Origin of the sequence: Acidithiobacillus ferridurans (genome assembly GCF_003966655.1) — a bacterium.
Taxonomy (GTDB): Bacteria; Pseudomonadota; Gammaproteobacteria; order Acidithiobacillales; family Acidithiobacillaceae; genus Acidithiobacillus; species Acidithiobacillus ferridurans.
In genome coordinates this window covers 1939533-1953006 of the sequence record NZ_AP018795.1, presented here as the reverse complement: position 1 = coordinate 1953006, position 13474 = coordinate 1939533, and the positions used below count along the sequence as shown (strand labels likewise).

General features: G+C 58.0%; 15 protein-coding genes and 3 pseudogenes. 4 read left to right on the top strand and 14 right to left on the bottom strand.

Annotated elements, in window-relative coordinates:
- Position 1: 1 nt before the first annotated feature.
- Positions 2–1321: an NAD(P)/FAD-dependent oxidoreductase gene (locus AFERRID_RS10085; RefSeq protein WP_126605138.1), complete on the bottom strand. Its 1320-nt coding sequence runs from the start codon at positions 1319–1321 to the stop codon at positions 2–4.
- Positions 1322–1412: 91 nt separating this feature from the next.
- Positions 1413–2153: a polysaccharide deacetylase family protein gene (locus AFERRID_RS10080; protein ID WP_126605137.1), complete on the bottom strand. Its 741-nt coding sequence runs from the start codon at positions 2151–2153 to the stop codon at positions 1413–1415.
- 298 nt (positions 2154–2451) lie between these two features.
- Between AFERRID_RS10080 and AFERRID_RS15660 the strand changes: the two genes are divergently transcribed.
- From AFERRID_RS15660 to AFERRID_RS10065, 3 genes and pseudogenes are all read left to right on the top strand, one after another.
- Positions 2452–2769, top strand: a complete 318-nt coding sequence (locus AFERRID_RS15660) for a type I restriction-modification system subunit M N-terminal domain-containing protein (protein ID WP_113526996.1) — start codon at positions 2452–2454, stop codon at positions 2767–2769.
- 34 nt (positions 2770–2803) lie between these two features.
- Positions 2804–3328 (top strand): HugZ family pyridoxamine 5'-phosphate oxidase, encoded by a 525-nt coding sequence (locus tag AFERRID_RS10070; RefSeq protein WP_113526997.1) that lies wholly within the window; start codon positions 2804–2806, stop codon positions 3326–3328.
- A gap of 22 nt (positions 3329–3350) precedes the next feature.
- Positions 3351–3650 (top strand): annotated as a pseudogene (locus AFERRID_RS10065) (IS66 family transposase); the annotation flags it as partial.
- A gap of 71 nt (positions 3651–3721) precedes the next feature.
- On the opposite strand, the gene AFERRID_RS10060 reads toward AFERRID_RS10065, so the two are convergent.
- Both AFERRID_RS10060 and AFERRID_RS15655 read right to left on the bottom strand, forming a co-directional pair.
- On the bottom strand, positions 3722–4177 hold the full coding sequence (locus AFERRID_RS10060) for a gamma-glutamyltransferase (RefSeq protein WP_232027507.1): 456 nt from the start codon (positions 4175–4177) through the stop codon (positions 3722–3724).
- Positions 4175–4251 (bottom strand): annotated as a pseudogene (locus AFERRID_RS15655) (hypothetical protein); the annotation flags it as partial. The gene AFERRID_RS10060 and the pseudogene AFERRID_RS15655, both read right to left, overlap by 3 nt.
- A 133-nt stretch (positions 4252–4384) precedes the next feature.
- Here AFERRID_RS15655 and AFERRID_RS10055 point away from each other — a divergent pair.
- Positions 4385–5707, top strand: a complete 1323-nt coding sequence (locus AFERRID_RS10055; RefSeq protein WP_070807692.1) for an IS701 family transposase — start codon at positions 4385–4387, stop codon at positions 5705–5707.
- Between the two features lie 21 nt (positions 5708–5728).
- Here AFERRID_RS10055 and AFERRID_RS10050 read toward each other — a convergent pair.
- The 10 genes and pseudogenes from AFERRID_RS10050 to AFERRID_RS10005 form a co-directional block, all read right to left on the bottom strand.
- A pseudogene (locus AFERRID_RS10050) lies at positions 5729–6933 on the bottom strand (gamma-glutamyltransferase family protein).
- Positions 6894–7502: an NTP transferase domain-containing protein gene (locus tag AFERRID_RS10045; RefSeq protein WP_126605136.1), complete on the bottom strand. Its 609-nt coding sequence runs from the start codon at positions 7500–7502 to the stop codon at positions 6894–6896. The pseudogene AFERRID_RS10050 and the gene AFERRID_RS10045 overlap by 40 nt, the downstream one beginning before the upstream one ends.
- Before the next feature lie 8 nt (positions 7503–7510).
- Complete coding sequence (gene hpxZ / locus AFERRID_RS10040; RefSeq protein ID WP_113527000.1) at positions 7511–7897, bottom strand: oxalurate catabolism protein HpxZ; 387 nt, start codon at positions 7895–7897, stop codon at positions 7511–7513.
- 13 nt (positions 7898–7910) lie between these two features.
- On the bottom strand, positions 7911–9308 hold the full coding sequence (locus AFERRID_RS10035; RefSeq protein WP_126605135.1) for an AtzE family amidohydrolase: 1398 nt from the start codon (positions 9306–9308) through the stop codon (positions 7911–7913).
- A complete protein-coding gene (locus AFERRID_RS10030) occupies positions 9305–9460 on the bottom strand; it encodes a DUF4089 domain-containing protein (RefSeq protein ID WP_232027505.1) in 156 nt (51 codons plus the stop codon). The genes AFERRID_RS10035 and AFERRID_RS10030 overlap by 4 nt, the downstream gene beginning before the upstream one ends.
- A gap of 41 nt (positions 9461–9501) precedes the next feature.
- On the bottom strand, positions 9502–10464 hold the full coding sequence (locus AFERRID_RS10025; RefSeq protein ID WP_126605133.1) for an XdhC family protein: 963 nt from the start codon (positions 10462–10464) through the stop codon (positions 9502–9504).
- The gene (atzD, locus tag AFERRID_RS10020) at positions 10461–11552 is read right to left on the bottom strand and encodes a cyanuric acid amidohydrolase (RefSeq protein ID WP_126605132.1); all 1092 of its coding nucleotides are present in this window, start codon (positions 11550–11552) and stop codon (positions 10461–10463) included. The genes AFERRID_RS10025 and atzD overlap by 4 nt, the downstream gene beginning before the upstream one ends.
- Positions 11553–11570: 18 nt before the next feature.
- Entirely contained in the window at positions 11571–12155 is a 585-nt protein-coding gene (locus AFERRID_RS10015; protein WP_126605131.1) for an ureidoglycolate lyase, read from the bottom strand.
- A gap of 3 nt (positions 12156–12158) precedes the next feature.
- Entirely contained in the window at positions 12159–13025 is an 867-nt protein-coding gene (locus AFERRID_RS10010) for an FAD binding domain-containing protein (protein WP_126605130.1), read from the bottom strand.
- The gene (locus AFERRID_RS10005; protein WP_126605129.1) at positions 13025–13474 is read right to left on the bottom strand and encodes a (2Fe-2S)-binding protein; all 450 of its coding nucleotides are present in this window, start codon (positions 13472–13474) and stop codon (positions 13025–13027) included. The genes AFERRID_RS10010 and AFERRID_RS10005 overlap by 1 nt, the downstream gene beginning before the upstream one ends.

The following is a 13474-nucleotide window of genomic DNA, read 5'->3' as shown; positions in this document are numbered from 1 at the left end:
CCTATACTCGTATATCTTCTTTACGCTGCTTCCAGGCTGCCCATGAACGACGTGCATGACGCAGGGAAGACAAGTAATAAATACCCTTAAAGACGGCAAGAGAGGGCCAAATCGGCGTCTTTCGGAAAATATCTCCGGCAAGGACCGAGAGTACCGCCTCTCTGGCCCTCAGCACGTTGCTCGAGCGCATAAACATATCGCGCATGGCGGGTTGGCTGATGTGATAAATATACCAGGAAAAGACCTTACCGCCGTGGCGCACCCGGCGGTCGAAATCCCTGAGCGCCCCTGCGGCGCGCTGCGGCTCCCGCAGGCACGTGTCGATGGTCTCGGCGCCGATGAATGCGCTTTGCATGGCCAGCATGACCCCCGAAGAAAAAACCGGGTCGATGAAAGCGAATGCGTCACCCAACAAAAGATAGTTGGGCCCATGGGTTTGATCGCAAGCGTAGGAGTAGTTGCCGGTAGCCTCGACATCGGTAGTGCGCTGGGCATTCACCAGCCGTGCCGCGAGGGCGGGGCACATGTCGATGGTTTCCTGAAAAAACTCGTTTACGGGTTTGCTTCTGGATTTGAGGTAGTGCGGCCACACCACCGCCCCTACGCTGGTCGTCCCGTCCGCGAGGGGAATGAACCAGAACCACCCGTGCTCAAACCAGAATAACGAAATATTCCCTTCTTCCCTGCCGTCAAGGCGCTGGGCACCGCGAAAATGCGCATAGAGGGCGGAGCCGTTATGCTTGGGGTTGCGGCGTTTGGATTTGAGACGATTACCCAGGAAGGTATCGCGGCCGGATGCATCCACCAGGAAACGGGCCTGCCAGGTTTCCTGGCGGCCATCCCCGTGCTGCGCATGGACCAGCACCCCGGCGTTATCGCGCAGAAACTCCACAGCGTTCGCGCGACAGCCTTCCGTGACCTTGGCGCCCTTTCGCTCGGCATTGCGAATGAGGATCTCGTCGAATTCGGAACGCCGCACCTGATAGGCCATGGGCATGGATTTATCCCATGCGTCGGCGAAGAAGAAGGTCTGTTTCTTCTCTACATGGTAATGCGAGTTGAACTCTGCGCCCCACTTCGCCATGCCGATGCGCCGGATTTCCTCTGCAACACCCAATTCCTGCAATAAGGGTAAGTTGGCCGGAAGTAGCGATTCGCCGATATGGAAGCGGGGGTGACGCGCCTTTTCCAGAACGGTCACCTGGTAGCCCCGGCCTGCCAGTAGCGCACTGATCGTGGAGCCCGCTGGCCCTCCGCCGATCACCAGGACGTCACAGATTTGCGTTGCCGGAGCCAAAGTGGACATTTCATCTTTTCCCATCAGGATCTGCTCCATTTTAATTTTTTCACAAAAACATTTGCGCCCATGGCGTGTGCATCGACAACCCTATCGGCAAGCAAGAACCGGATTTTTATAATTGCGCATTACTGAGCGCCATTGGCAAAGATACACTGCGCAGTCCGTGGCTCACGCACCGTTCCAATAGCCTGGGCAGCACCTCCAGTACAACCGGCTGGCCATTAGGTGTACGTGCCGATCCTCCGTCGTGCATCAACAAAATATCACCGGCAGAAAGATTGTGGACGAGGCGACGGAGCACCACATCGGGATTACGACAAACAGCGTCATAGCCGCGCCGGGTCCAGGCCACATGCTGCATATGGGTCTGGCGCAAGACACCACCCAACCATGGACTGCGAAAGCCAAACGGGGCACGAAAAAACCTGGAACTGATGCCGTTATTCGCGGAATGGATGGCCTGTTGCGTGGCAACGACTTCCATTTTTAGTTTCCTTATCCCACTGAATGCAAATAGATTTCTGTGATTATAGCTATGGTTTTCTATGCTATGTCCGCGCCGCACGATTTCCGCAACCAAATCTGGCTGTGCGGCCACCTTCTCGCCAATACAAAAGAAGCTGGCTTTCGCGCCATAGAGATCCAGTTGATCCAGCACCAGGGGGGTTACGTGAGCATCCGGCCCGTCATCAAAAGTTAATGCTATCTCACCGCGCCCTATGGCCGCTTTTGGCAGGCGTACCAGGTTGGTGCTGATTATTTTGCAGCGTGGACACATGACCAGAGATCCCAACACGGCATTTCCCAAGGCTCCTGCACCAGCCAAGACCCATAACGTCGGCGTCAGCAGCATATTTCCAGAACCCTCCGGTTTCAAGCCATCTCGGGCAGACCATACTCCACAGAAACAACCTCCAAAGGTATATCGTTTCGCTGCTGTTGGCGTGTTCGATGTGGTACCCGATCGGTCCGCTGCCGATTAGTGCAAAGTGTGGCATGATAGATGCCGCCCAGCAAGTCGGAACGCATATACACCCACCGGACTACTGGTGGCACAGGGAGGGGCGCAAGTTCCGGGGGCGCTTCATCTTTTATGTATTTGTTATAGAATGCCGTACATCAACCCATCACCTTAGGTAAGCCTCCATCCCATGCCCCTCAAGAAGTCCGAACTCTACGCCTCCCTCTGGAAAAGCTGTGATGAACCCTGCGGAGACCTGGACGCCTCCCAGTACAGGGACTACCTGCCGGCTCTGATCTTCGTCAAATACGTGTCGGACAAACATGAACGCCGAAATCACCGCCCCCGAATCCTGTCGCGACAAAACCCATGCCCTCAAACAAGATATGATGCAGGGACTTCGGACAGACAGGATTCGTTTGCCCATAGCGAGACACAGATCGGTTTCGGACAGAACCACGCCAACCGTGAAGATGCGGCAGTGATAATCCATTTCGCCGCGTACTGATTTCGCTGAACAATCCGCCGAACGAGGTGAACATATGATGGAAAAAATAGAGATCGTAGCCGCTGAAATAAACTATCTGATAGCCAATGCACAAACCATGACTCTGGCCACACTCGATTCAGCAGGTGTCCCAGAGGCGTCTATGGCACCATTTATTCATGATGCGGCAACCCACCAATTTTATACTGCCGTGAGTGGACTTTCCCCCCATACGGCCTATCTGGCGGCCAAAAAACCCGTCGGGATAATGATCATCACGGATGAACAGGGTGCCCCTCAGGTGCTTGCCAGAAAGCGCGTGAGCTATACCTGTGACGTCCATGAAATCTTCAGGGAAACCGAACTTTGCCATATACTCTACGAGCAGTTCAAGGCCAAGTTCGGCGGCATCATGGAACTGTTATTCCAATTACCGGACTTTCGCCTGTTCGGCCTGAATCCCTTATCCGGGCGTTATATCGCGGGCTTCGGGGGCGCCTATCTCTTAAAGGGTGATTCCATCACCCCGATTGGACCGGACAATCTCCGTAAGGGGCCCGGACTGGAACAGGCGCCATAGCCACCGCCCTGCCAGACGTAGGTACGCCCTGAAGCACTGGAAGGCACTCACCCTCTACCTCGAAGCAGGACAACTCAGCATCGGTAATCCGGTAGAACGGGCGCTGCGAGGTGTAGTCATTGGCCGGGGAAATTACCTCTTCGTGGGCAATGACGCGGGTGGTGAACGGGCCGCGTCCTTCTACAGCATCATCGAAACTGCAACCTCAACGGCATTGAGCCCTTCGCTAAACTCTGCGATGTGCTCGAAAAGCTCCCCCCTGCCCAATAAGCCTCTCCACAACCTCTTGCCGTGGAACTGGAAAAATCCCGCTCTAGTCTGATCGGCATAACCCCGCAGCCCGCCATGGGGTGGCTGCGCCATTGGTGAATAGCTACTATTTAAATAGGCATCTTACGGCATTGCCACGCTCCCATCACTGCGGGGATCAGCAGCACCGGCGAATCGACCCTCCAGGTCACGCGCGACCATGCCAGCATGACCCATAAAATCACTGTAACCAGGAACCCATGACACTTGATGCCCCCAGCGCTGCAAATCCTCAAAAACAGTCCTGGAATAGCGCTGCTCCAGACGCAACCCAGCAGAGATCTCTCCCCAGGTCCGCCCATACAGCCAGCGCGGACTGGCTACTGACTCGGCGAGGGAAAGCCCATAGTGCTTGACGCGCATGAGTAGTGCCGCCTGGGTTTGGGGCTGGCCATCCCCCCCATACTGCCGTAGGCGAGTTGCACCCGCCCCTGCTCGGCATAAAGCGCGGGATTCAGAGTATGAAAAGGGCGTTTTCCGGGCTCCAGCATATTGATATGCCCCGGCTCCAGAGAAAAAGCACAGCCGCGATTGTTCCACAGTACCCCAGTATTACCGGCCACCACGCCAGTACCAAACTCATGGTAGAGACTCTGAATCTGAAGTTTAGACATACAGCCCGGCTCCGCCGGGTTTTTTCTATTTTTGCTACGAAAGTGCTTGACACAGTGATAGTGCCGTGCGGCCGACCCTTGTAAAAAAGGGTCGGCCAATGAGAAGCGTTTTAGGCTTCTCGGAATCACTGTCATGCCCTTTCATCGTCTCGTTGCCCTCCGCCTCTCGGAGTGGATTTCCTACTTTCTGACGGTCGTGCCGCCCCGCTCGCGGCGCAGTTTTGTGGAGCTGCTTTGCGGTTGCCTGATCTCGCCCGAAGGCTGGGTCACCCGCGCCCTCAGCAGCATCTCCCTCCGCTGCCACTGGACCACCTATTACAAACTCCTGGAGCGTGCGTCCTTGCGTACACAGGCGTTGGCCATAACCCAGGTACGCTGGCTCCTGCAGTCCTTGCCCAAGCCCCTGATCGTCGAGTTAGTCGTCGACGACACGATGGTCCTGCGGCACTCTACCAAGGCCCCAGGCGCGGCCATCCGCTTCGACCACAGTCATAAGCACAACCGCCCCAGTTATGTCCTCGCCCAGAATTGGGTGGGTCTGGCGTTGACCCTGCGTACCCGTTCCGGCAAAGCCATTTCCTTTCCCATCCGCTTGCGCCTGGTGCCCAGTACCGGCAACACCCACAAGCTGAAAATCGCCGGAGCATTGCTGCGCGCCTTTATACCCCACATCCCCGTACCCGTCCGGTTGCTCACCGATGCTTGGTTCATGCGGCGGCGCCTGCTCTTGCCCCTGTTGCGTCAGCACGGCCTGCAGCCGGCAGGCCAGTTCATCGGCCAGGTGCGCAAAGATACTGTACTGCTCCGCGACCCACCGCCGAGGACATCCCAACGCGGGCGTCCTCGGATATATGGAAACAAGTACACCGTGGAAGACATGGCTGCGCTGCCCACCGAGATCGTCTCTCTGGATCTCTATGGGAAACGGCAGAAGGTCCGTCTTCAATCCATCATCGCCAATGCACGATTCCTGAACGGCCATCCGGTCCGTGCCGTATGGAGTGCGATCTACGATGAAAAGCATCATCGGTGGTCTCCCACCCGCCTCTATCTCGCTTCCGAGACGGATCTCACCGCCAGCGAAATCGTCGTCCTCTACAGCAACCGCTGGCAGATCGAACCGATCTTCCACAATCTCAAACGCTGGTGGGGCATCCATAACCTCTGGCAGCAAAAACGCACCGTCTTGGAACGCTGGATGCAAATCCGCTGCATCGCTTGGTCCATGGTGCAACTCCTCGCCGAAACCCTATCCGAAGATTTCCCCATGACTGCAGTAGCGCCCTGGCGTATCGCTACTCCTGTCACCGCAGGACTCATGGCCCAATGGCTTCATCTGCAATTTCTGCGGGTTCCATTCTGGAAGGGCTACGACCCGAAGTCCGGGAAATTCCAGTGCCCCGCCCCCGCCTTTTGGGCCGATACCGATGACCCACCCCGCAAAAAGGTCGCCTGACTCAATCCTGCTCCACATTTACTACGCCATATCGCCACACATAGAAGCTGGCGAGGAGGCTGCATGTCTAAACTTCAGACTCTGAATCACACTCACCATTCGCCCTTGCCCATCCACCACCCCGAACCAGACCGTATCGCCTTTGGCGAGTCCAATGGGTGGCAATGGCATCGCCATAAGGGGATGTATCTCTCTGGCGCAGTCATCCAGAAAATCCGGATTCAGCAATGACGCAATATCCACATCGCCAAAGTCAGGATCAGCTATTAGCTGGTCCCGATACTTGAAGGCCAGTTTGGTAATTTCTACCGTGTTATGAATCAGTTCCGCGCCCAGATGGTCCCCGCTGTTGAGTCCAACACGATTGAGCAGGGCGAGGATCATGAGCGAGGCTACCCCTTGGGTGGGCGGCGGCATATTGATAGCCTCGCCGATGCCGAAGGCGGTGCGCACCGGCTCCACCCAGCGGGGCTCGAAGGCCCGCAAATCCGCTTCTGTCAGCAGACTGCCGGCGGCTTTGAGACCCTTCGCCATTTGCCAGGCTAGCGGACCGTGATAAAAAGCCTCTGCACCATTCTCCGCCAGAGTCCCGAGCGTTTGTGCCAGCGCCCGTTGACTCCACAGTCGCCCGGTTGGCATTATCTCCCCCCCGGCATATATTGTGCCGCGAAACCCGGCTGCTGACGGAGTTCATTGCCAAATCTGGTGAGGGTATGGCTCTGGTTAGGGCTGAGCCGAAAACCGGTGGCGGCGTAGCAGTAGGCGCTCTCCAGCAAATCGGACCAGGATTTACAGCCCCGCCAGCGATCCTTGGAGAACCCAAATGCTGCTCCCCAGCCGCCCACCGCACCCGGCACTGTCAAAGCGGACAAGCCGCCACGGAACGGAATCTCGCGCAGCCCACGTTCATGAAACAGCGCTGCCGAATAGTGTCGTCCTGATGGACCCGCGGCGGCCAGTCCGCGTACCGTATGCGCATCGCCGTCCGAGATCAGCCAGAACCCATCGCCCCCCAGCCCGTTCATGTGGGGATAGACCACGGAGAGGGTCGATGCCACCGCGATACCCGCCTCTATGGCATTACCACCGCTGCGCAAAATAGCGGCCCCGGCCTCGGCCGCCAGCGCGTGCGGAGCACTCACGGCACCCCCCTCCGAGCTCGCCGACAAGGAGACTTGACCGCGTTTCACAGAATGGACCTCAGTTTGCGACGCGCTGAACACCATTCCCGGCGGGTGTTCAGCCGGGAATAACGTAAAAAATGATTCCACGGCAAGCGAATATGCTCTGCCGCCGACAAATAACCCAGTTGTCGATCTAACCTTGCATCGGCTGCATCCACAGGTACTGCGCAGAGCGACTGTAGCCAACCCTGCGACACCATCAGCGGATGCCCGCCGCTACACCATCGATCTATCGGACTTACCGCCGCAATATTCCGAGCATGTGCGATGCGCCGCAGCCGCCTGAGCCATGGTACGGGCGGCAAAGTCGTATCTACCTGCACCACCAACGCAGAGCCGGATAGTTTATGCAGCCCCATCTGAAGCGTCGAGAAAGGCCCACGCCTTGCCCGAAAGTTATGCCGTTTCATGGCACGACGATGCAGGCAAGCCAAAATCCGCCGTGGCCGGTACCCTGTCACCAGATACACCGGCGCGAACCCCGCCTGCCGCAGGATATCCACCTGCCGATCAACCCAGTTCCGGCCATCACCGGGCACACGCCTGCACGCTTTGTGCTGTCGCCCCGAGCGCCGGGACCGGCCACCCGCCAGAATGATGGCTGCATCCATGCTACGGCCTAAGTTGCCATCGGCATCAGGCTCACATGCGCCGCGACGATACGCCAACCATCTGGCGTGCGTATCCAGGTCTGACTTTGTCGCCCATGCACCTGTTCGCGCCGGAACTCCGTGTTGGCAGTCGCAAAACTCTGTCCATAGGTGGTGATCGTCGTATTGACCAACTCCCGATTTAGCGCCGGGGCTGGACGGGATGCCCGGAACTCGGCAATGGCCGCATAGCCATAGAGATTTTCTGCCACTCCATAGCGCAACGTGTATACACTATTCCAAAATAACTCGTCCAATACATGAACGTCGTTTTCCACCAATGCTTTTTCATAACGAAAAAAAGCTGCCTGCATTTCTTGTAAGACTTCGGGCGCATTGATTTCGGTGTGAACCATGGGATTTTTCCTCTTAGCGAGCGGGGATTGGACTGGTAAATCCGTGCAACTCAAGCTCTCTTGCGACTTTAAATATTCGCGCCTCCTGCCAGGGTGCGGCGATAATCTGGACCCCGATAGGCATCTCCCCTGCGCTGGCTACGGGCACCACCACCACCGGGAGGCCAATGAAAGAGAGGGGTTGGGTGTACAACCCCAAATGCGGTCGCACCATCATTTGCTCCCCATCCAGTTCCATATATCGCTGCCCGATGGCGGGCGCCGACATGGGGGTAGCCGGTGCCAGCAACAGGTCATAGCGCGCGAAAACCTTGAGTACTTCCGCCCGATACCAGCGCCGGAAACGCTGAGCCTGAATATTCCAGGACGCGGGCAATAGCGTACCGGCCAGCATGCGATCCCGCACATCCGGGTCATAGTCGGCGGCGTGATGACGCAAACGATCCAGATGCAGATTGCTGCTTTCGGCATTGGTGATGAGATAGGCGGCGGCACGCGCCTGCGCGGTGCCGGGAATTTCGACGAGATCCGTCACATTCAGCGCCGCCGCGACCCGCGCCAGCGCCTGCTCCGCTGCTGACGTCGCCTGTTGCATGAAATAGCCGGCGGCAATGGCGATTTTCAGGCCGGCGACACCGTCTGCCAGACTTCCACTGACCGGCTCAATCGCCCTATCCGCACAAACGGGGTCCGCAGCATCCGCCCCTTGCATGGCATCATAGGCGAGAGCGAGATCCACCACGCTGCGTGCCAGTGGACCGATATGATCGAGACTGGGACAGAAAGGGAAGGCTCCAGCCCGGGACAAGCGGCCATAGGTCGGCTTCAGTCCAAAAATACCACAGAGGGAAGACGGCACCCGAATGGAACCGTTGGTGTCAGAACCCAGGGCGATGGGCACCATGCCTGCCGCTACGGCGCCACCACTGCCACCACTGGACCCGCCTGTCATCCGCAAACGGTCATGGGGATTGCGGGAAGGCCCATAGTGAATGTTTTCTCCTGTAAAATCATAGGCGTACTCGCCCATATTGAGAGCGCCCACCATGACGGCGCCCGCTGCCGTGAGCCGCCTTACGGCGGTGGCGTCCGCTACGGCGGGGGCATCTTTTCGATTGATCTTGGAACCGGCGAGGGTAATCTCGCCCTGCAAATCAAAAAGATTTTTGACCGCAAAGGGCACCCCCGCCAGAGGCCCAGGGTCTTCGCCCCGCGCCACCTTCTGGTCCACTGCCTCCGCTTCCCGTAGCGCACGCGCTTCCGTGACGCTGGTGAAGGCATTGATCTCGCCGTTCCTGGCGTGGATATGCCGGAGCGTATCCTGCACCACCTCCGTTGCGCGCCACTCGCCGCTACGGACCCGCTGCGCAATTTCCTGCGCCTGCGGAAATGAGTCGTCCTCTGGCTTCATGAGCGGAATACCGGGGCCAAATCTTCCGTCATGTCCAGCGGATGCGCTTCCAGCACCTTGGCCATCCGGGTACTCAGCATGAAATAATGCTTCACGTCTGCACGCCATTCTTCGCGCACACTGAGCCCCAAAGAATCGAAGAGATAGTTCATATACGTATCCTCGGGCGTTTCGGCATCTGTTCCGGGTGGATTCATTCTGCTTTTCCTTTTATTAAAAATCGGGTTTTTTGCTGCCGTAATCGCAATAACTCCGCCAACACGCTGATCGCGATTTCTGGGGGCTTTTTACCCAGTCCTGGTAAACCCATAGGCATGTGCAAATAGTCCGGAATATCATGTCCGGAGCGGGCCAGAGCGTGACTGAAACGCGCCGCTTTAGACCGGCTGGCAATTACTCCGAGATAAGCCAATGGTTCCCCGATAAAATGCTCCAGCAACGCGTAATCCATAGCGTGGCTGTAGGTCATGATGAGCACTACGGCATCGATTGCCGGGGCCTGCAGGTCCACCCAGGACCATTGGTCTACCACGGCGACCTCTGGCGGGAAGGCCGCAGGATCGGCCCATTCGACCCGCTCATCAAATACCGATAAAGCAAAATCCAATTCGTGCGCCATCCTGGCAACCGCCCGCCCCACATGCCCCGCACCAAAAATCCATAGCGGCTGATGATGGGGAGCAGGCAGCGCGAAGTGCCGCTCCTCGACATCCATACCCGGAGCGTCAGCGCGCAAAAGCACAGTCAAGGCATCAAAGGAACCGATTTGCCGTCCCAGACGGGTAATCCCGGCCACGAGCTGCAACCGGCCTGCCGAATCCCTTTGATAGAGACGGGAGGCGCCGGACTGGTACAGCTCGGAAAAAAATAGGGGCACATCCAACACACAGATTTCCACCTGCCCACCGCAGCACTGATCATCCGCCGTGCCCAGGGTAAAAGTCAGCAATGCCGGGGGTGCTTCAGAACGGGGAGAGCGCAACACCTGACAGATCTGATATTCCATACGGCCACCACCTACCGTGCCCAGCAGCGAGCCGTCTGCCAAGAGACACATGCTGGCCCCGATCACCGTGGGCGCAGACCCCTGCACCCTGGTCACGACGGCTTCCCGGACCGGAAGCAAGGGCCGCTGACGACTGGCGAGGGCATTCATGATGCGTACCCGATCACGGCCACCGGCCCGCCCCCCTGGGGACCCTGATGCTCCGCGCGCGTCGAGACATAAACGCCGGTTTCCCCGGTGATTCCGGCCAACAAGGCTGAGACTACACAGCGGGAATAGCGCATATCGGAGATATCCGCGTCTGTCCACATGGTATGACGACGATGGCGGATATGGCCCCGCGGGTCGGCATCGGATTTGGCAAAGACCGCCAGCACCTTCTCCGCATCGACCGCCGCCAACTGCCCGTTGACGGGCTGCAGTCCCAGCTGATTCAGCACGGCATGAATCGCCGCCACATCGATGATGTCCCGCATCACCTCATGGGCGATGACCAGATCACCCTCCCACCAGCACGAATTGGCGAAGAGCACTATTTCGGAGCGCCGCAATAAGGGTTTGGCAGAAACGCTGGCCCGACTGGAGTACAAAGACCAATCCTGGTTGATGACGTCATCCGACAGTTCGGATTCGGTGACCTCACCCAGAGCGAGGGCCACCCCCAAGGCAGAAGCGCCGCGCGACCAGGCCATGTCACAGCGCAGGTGCTCGCCACGGACATTTCCGGTCGTTGTAGAGTCCAGCGCTGGAATCGCCCCTTTGATCTGTACCAGATGCACATCCGCAGGCTCGACCTGCAAGGTATGCATGAGCCGGGTCACCGCGCGGGCGGTCTCCCGCACCATCACCATCCGCCCCACTTCCTGCGCGCTGAAAGGGCGGGTATGGGCGGATGCAAGCGCCAGACGTTTTATCGGATAGGCTTGCTCCGCCGCCCGGCCTGATACCGTAAACACCAGAATATGCGGCGCCGCAACCCCTTCACTACCTCCCGAAAAGGACAACACCACGCGTTCTTCCACCAACTCTGGACTGCAATCCAAATGCGTTGCCAGCACTTGGCTCACAGCCATCATCGCCAAAGTCCGGGTAAAGTCGTTTATGCCGCCGTTACCCTCGGTTTTGCCAATAATCGCGACGATGCTCTGGGGATCTATCATCCCCTCGGCAATCGCCCGGGCCAGCCCGGAAACGTCGGCAGGGTCTGTCGTAAAAAACCGGTAGACGGAGGTACGCATGGTCTTCGCCTTCTGCGACTAAAAGGGAACCCGGAGTACCCGCCCGGTGCGACGTTGGATGTCGATCTTGTACACATCACCGTCATCCATCTCATCTGCTGCCTGAGCGTTCGCCAAAGCAGTGACCACCTCGTCAGAATTCATGGTCATCACCGTCACCGGATCGCCAATGGACATGGGGAAATCGTGCCAGGTACCCGCATAAATCATCACCCCCTGCCCCGCTGGAATGCGAAAAGCGCGGACGTCGTCCAGGCGGGGGACATTTTCCCCGCTGCCCTGATTGGGTTTACCCAACACCATGGCGAAGGGAATGCTGCCCAGCCCGACAAAAATCTGCGTCATATTGAGGTGCCGTTCCAGCCAGGTAATCTCGGGGTTGCGGTGGGATATCCGCGCCGTGCGGACCACCGCGCGACCGGTATATTCAAAATCGAGATTTTGCCCCTCTTCCACACTCCCCTTATAAAAGGGAATCGAAAGTCCAGGCCGGTGTACCGCCTCGCCAATCATCACACCGTATTCCGCGAGATTCTCCGGGGTCGCATCCAGCAATGGAACATCTACATAAACCGCCTCTGTCTGCTTTGCATAGGTACCCATATTCTAATCCTCCTTTTTCGATTTACTACGTCTATGTATGGCCTCCAGTACCAACCGGGAGACTATCTCCAAACGGTATTCTGCCGTCGAGCGAATATCCTGAATCGGTGCAATATCCTGCCTTACCCCATGGCGCACATCAGTTTCGGAAATATCACGCAACGCACGTCCCAGCAGATAGTGGCTCACGGATGGCAAGGTACAGGGAGTCGCCGCCACACTCGCCATGCCAAAACGCGCGCTCCGAATAATTCCATCACTATCTTCTTCGATGAGCGCCGCGATACTCACCTTGGCAATAGCTTGCGCTGCCCGTGTTCCGACTTTCCGAAAATAGCTGCGACTGTGTTTGGGGGGGTAAGGAATCCACAGAGCGCTGAGTAACTCTCCAGCTTGCAAGGCCGTCTTACGATACCCCTGATGGAAATCTCCATAAGGCAACCAGCGCGAACCGTGATGATGGGCGATCTCCAGACGTGCGCCATAAGCCAGCAATACCGGCGCGTTATCCGCCGCAGGTGAGGCATTGCAAACGTTGCCACCCAGCGTGGCGCGATTTTGAATGGGCGGCGCCCCGGTCACCGCCGCCGAGGCTGCCAGCATCGGCCAGTGGGCGACCACTTCCGCATGCCGGCGAATCGCTTCCAGGGAAGTAGCCGCGCCAATCCGGATACCATCTTCCGTAATCTGCAGCCCCTGCAACTCCTGCAGTCCGCTGATGTCCAGCCAGGACTCCGGGCGCCGTTCCGGGGCGAGGTGACTCTCCACCATAAGATCGGTTCCGCCCGAAATCACCCGATATGGGCGGGGGGCTGCCGCCAATAGCTCCAGGGCTTCCGGCAAATGTCGCGGCCTTATCCAATCAGACATCAGCAGACCCCTCCGGCGGCCTGGGCGATGGCCGCATAAATGCGCCCATACCCGGTACAGCGACAGAGATTGCCGCTCAGGCCCCAGCGAATCTCCTCCAGTGTCGGATTCGCATGCTCCGCCAACAGGGCGGTCGCCGCGAGCATCATACCCGGCGTACAAATCCCGCATTGGGTGGCGCCGCAGTGAACAAAGGCCCGTGCCAGGGCACTATCTTCGGGAAGGCCCTCCACCGTGGTAATCTCCGCCTGCTCCATCTGCCCGAGAGGAACCAGACAGCTATTCACCAGCTTGCCATTCACCAGTACCGCGCAGGCGCCACACTCTCCTTCACCGCAGCCTTCTTTGGCCCCCTTGAGGTCGCATTCATTACGCAATACATCCAGTAAACGGGTGTTCGGCGCTGAGCTGCTCTGAAATGCCCTACCGTTGATGCGCATCGTCGTCAT

What these genes read in the sequence shown, in the direction of transcription:
- AFERRID_RS10025 (WP_126605133.1), bottom strand. Translation starts at nt 10,464, where the DNA reads ATGAATGCCCTCGCCAGTCGTCAGCGGCCCTTGCTTCCGGTCCGGGAA.
- AFERRID_RS10080 (WP_126605137.1), bottom strand. Translation starts at nt 2,153, where the DNA reads ATGCTGCTGACGCCGACGTTATGGGTCTTGGCTGGTGCAGGAGCCTTG.
- AFERRID_RS15660 (WP_113526996.1), top strand. Translation starts at nt 2,452, where the DNA reads ATGCCCCTCAAGAAGTCCGAACTCTACGCCTCCCTCTGGAAAAGCTGT.
- AFERRID_RS10045 (WP_126605136.1), bottom strand. Translation starts at nt 7,502, where the DNA reads ATGGATGCAGCCATCATTCTGGCGGGTGGCCGGTCCCGGCGCTCGGGG.
- AFERRID_RS10055 (WP_070807692.1), top strand. Translation starts at nt 4,385, where the DNA reads ATGCCCTTTCATCGTCTCGTTGCCCTCCGCCTCTCGGAGTGGATTTCC.
- AFERRID_RS10030 (WP_232027505.1), bottom strand. Translation starts at nt 9,460, where the DNA reads ATGAACTATCTCTTCGATTCTTTGGGGCTCAGTGTGCGCGAAGAATGG.
- hpxZ (WP_113527000.1), bottom strand. Translation starts at nt 7,897, where the DNA reads ATGGTTCACACCGAAATCAATGCGCCCGAAGTCTTACAAGAAATGCAG.
- AFERRID_RS10070 (WP_113526997.1), top strand. Translation starts at nt 2,804, where the DNA reads ATGATGGAAAAAATAGAGATCGTAGCCGCTGAAATAAACTATCTGATA.
- AFERRID_RS10005 (WP_126605129.1), bottom strand. Translation starts at nt 13,474, where the DNA reads ATGACGACGATGCGCATCAACGGTAGGGCATTTCAGAGCAGCTCAGCG.
- AFERRID_RS10015 (WP_126605131.1), bottom strand. Translation starts at nt 12,155, where the DNA reads ATGGGTACCTATGCAAAGCAGACAGAGGCGGTTTATGTAGATGTTCCA.
- AFERRID_RS10035 (WP_126605135.1), bottom strand. Translation starts at nt 9,308, where the DNA reads ATGAAGCCAGAGGACGACTCATTTCCGCAGGCGCAGGAAATTGCGCAG.
- AFERRID_RS10085 (WP_126605138.1), bottom strand. Translation starts at nt 1,321, where the DNA reads ATGGGAAAAGATGAAATGTCCACTTTGGCTCCGGCAACGCAAATCTGT.
- atzD (WP_126605132.1), bottom strand. Translation starts at nt 11,552, where the DNA reads ATGCGTACCTCCGTCTACCGGTTTTTTACGACAGACCCTGCCGACGTT.
- AFERRID_RS10010 (WP_126605130.1), bottom strand. Translation starts at nt 13,025, where the DNA reads ATGTCTGATTGGATAAGGCCGCGACATTTGCCGGAAGCCCTGGAGCTA.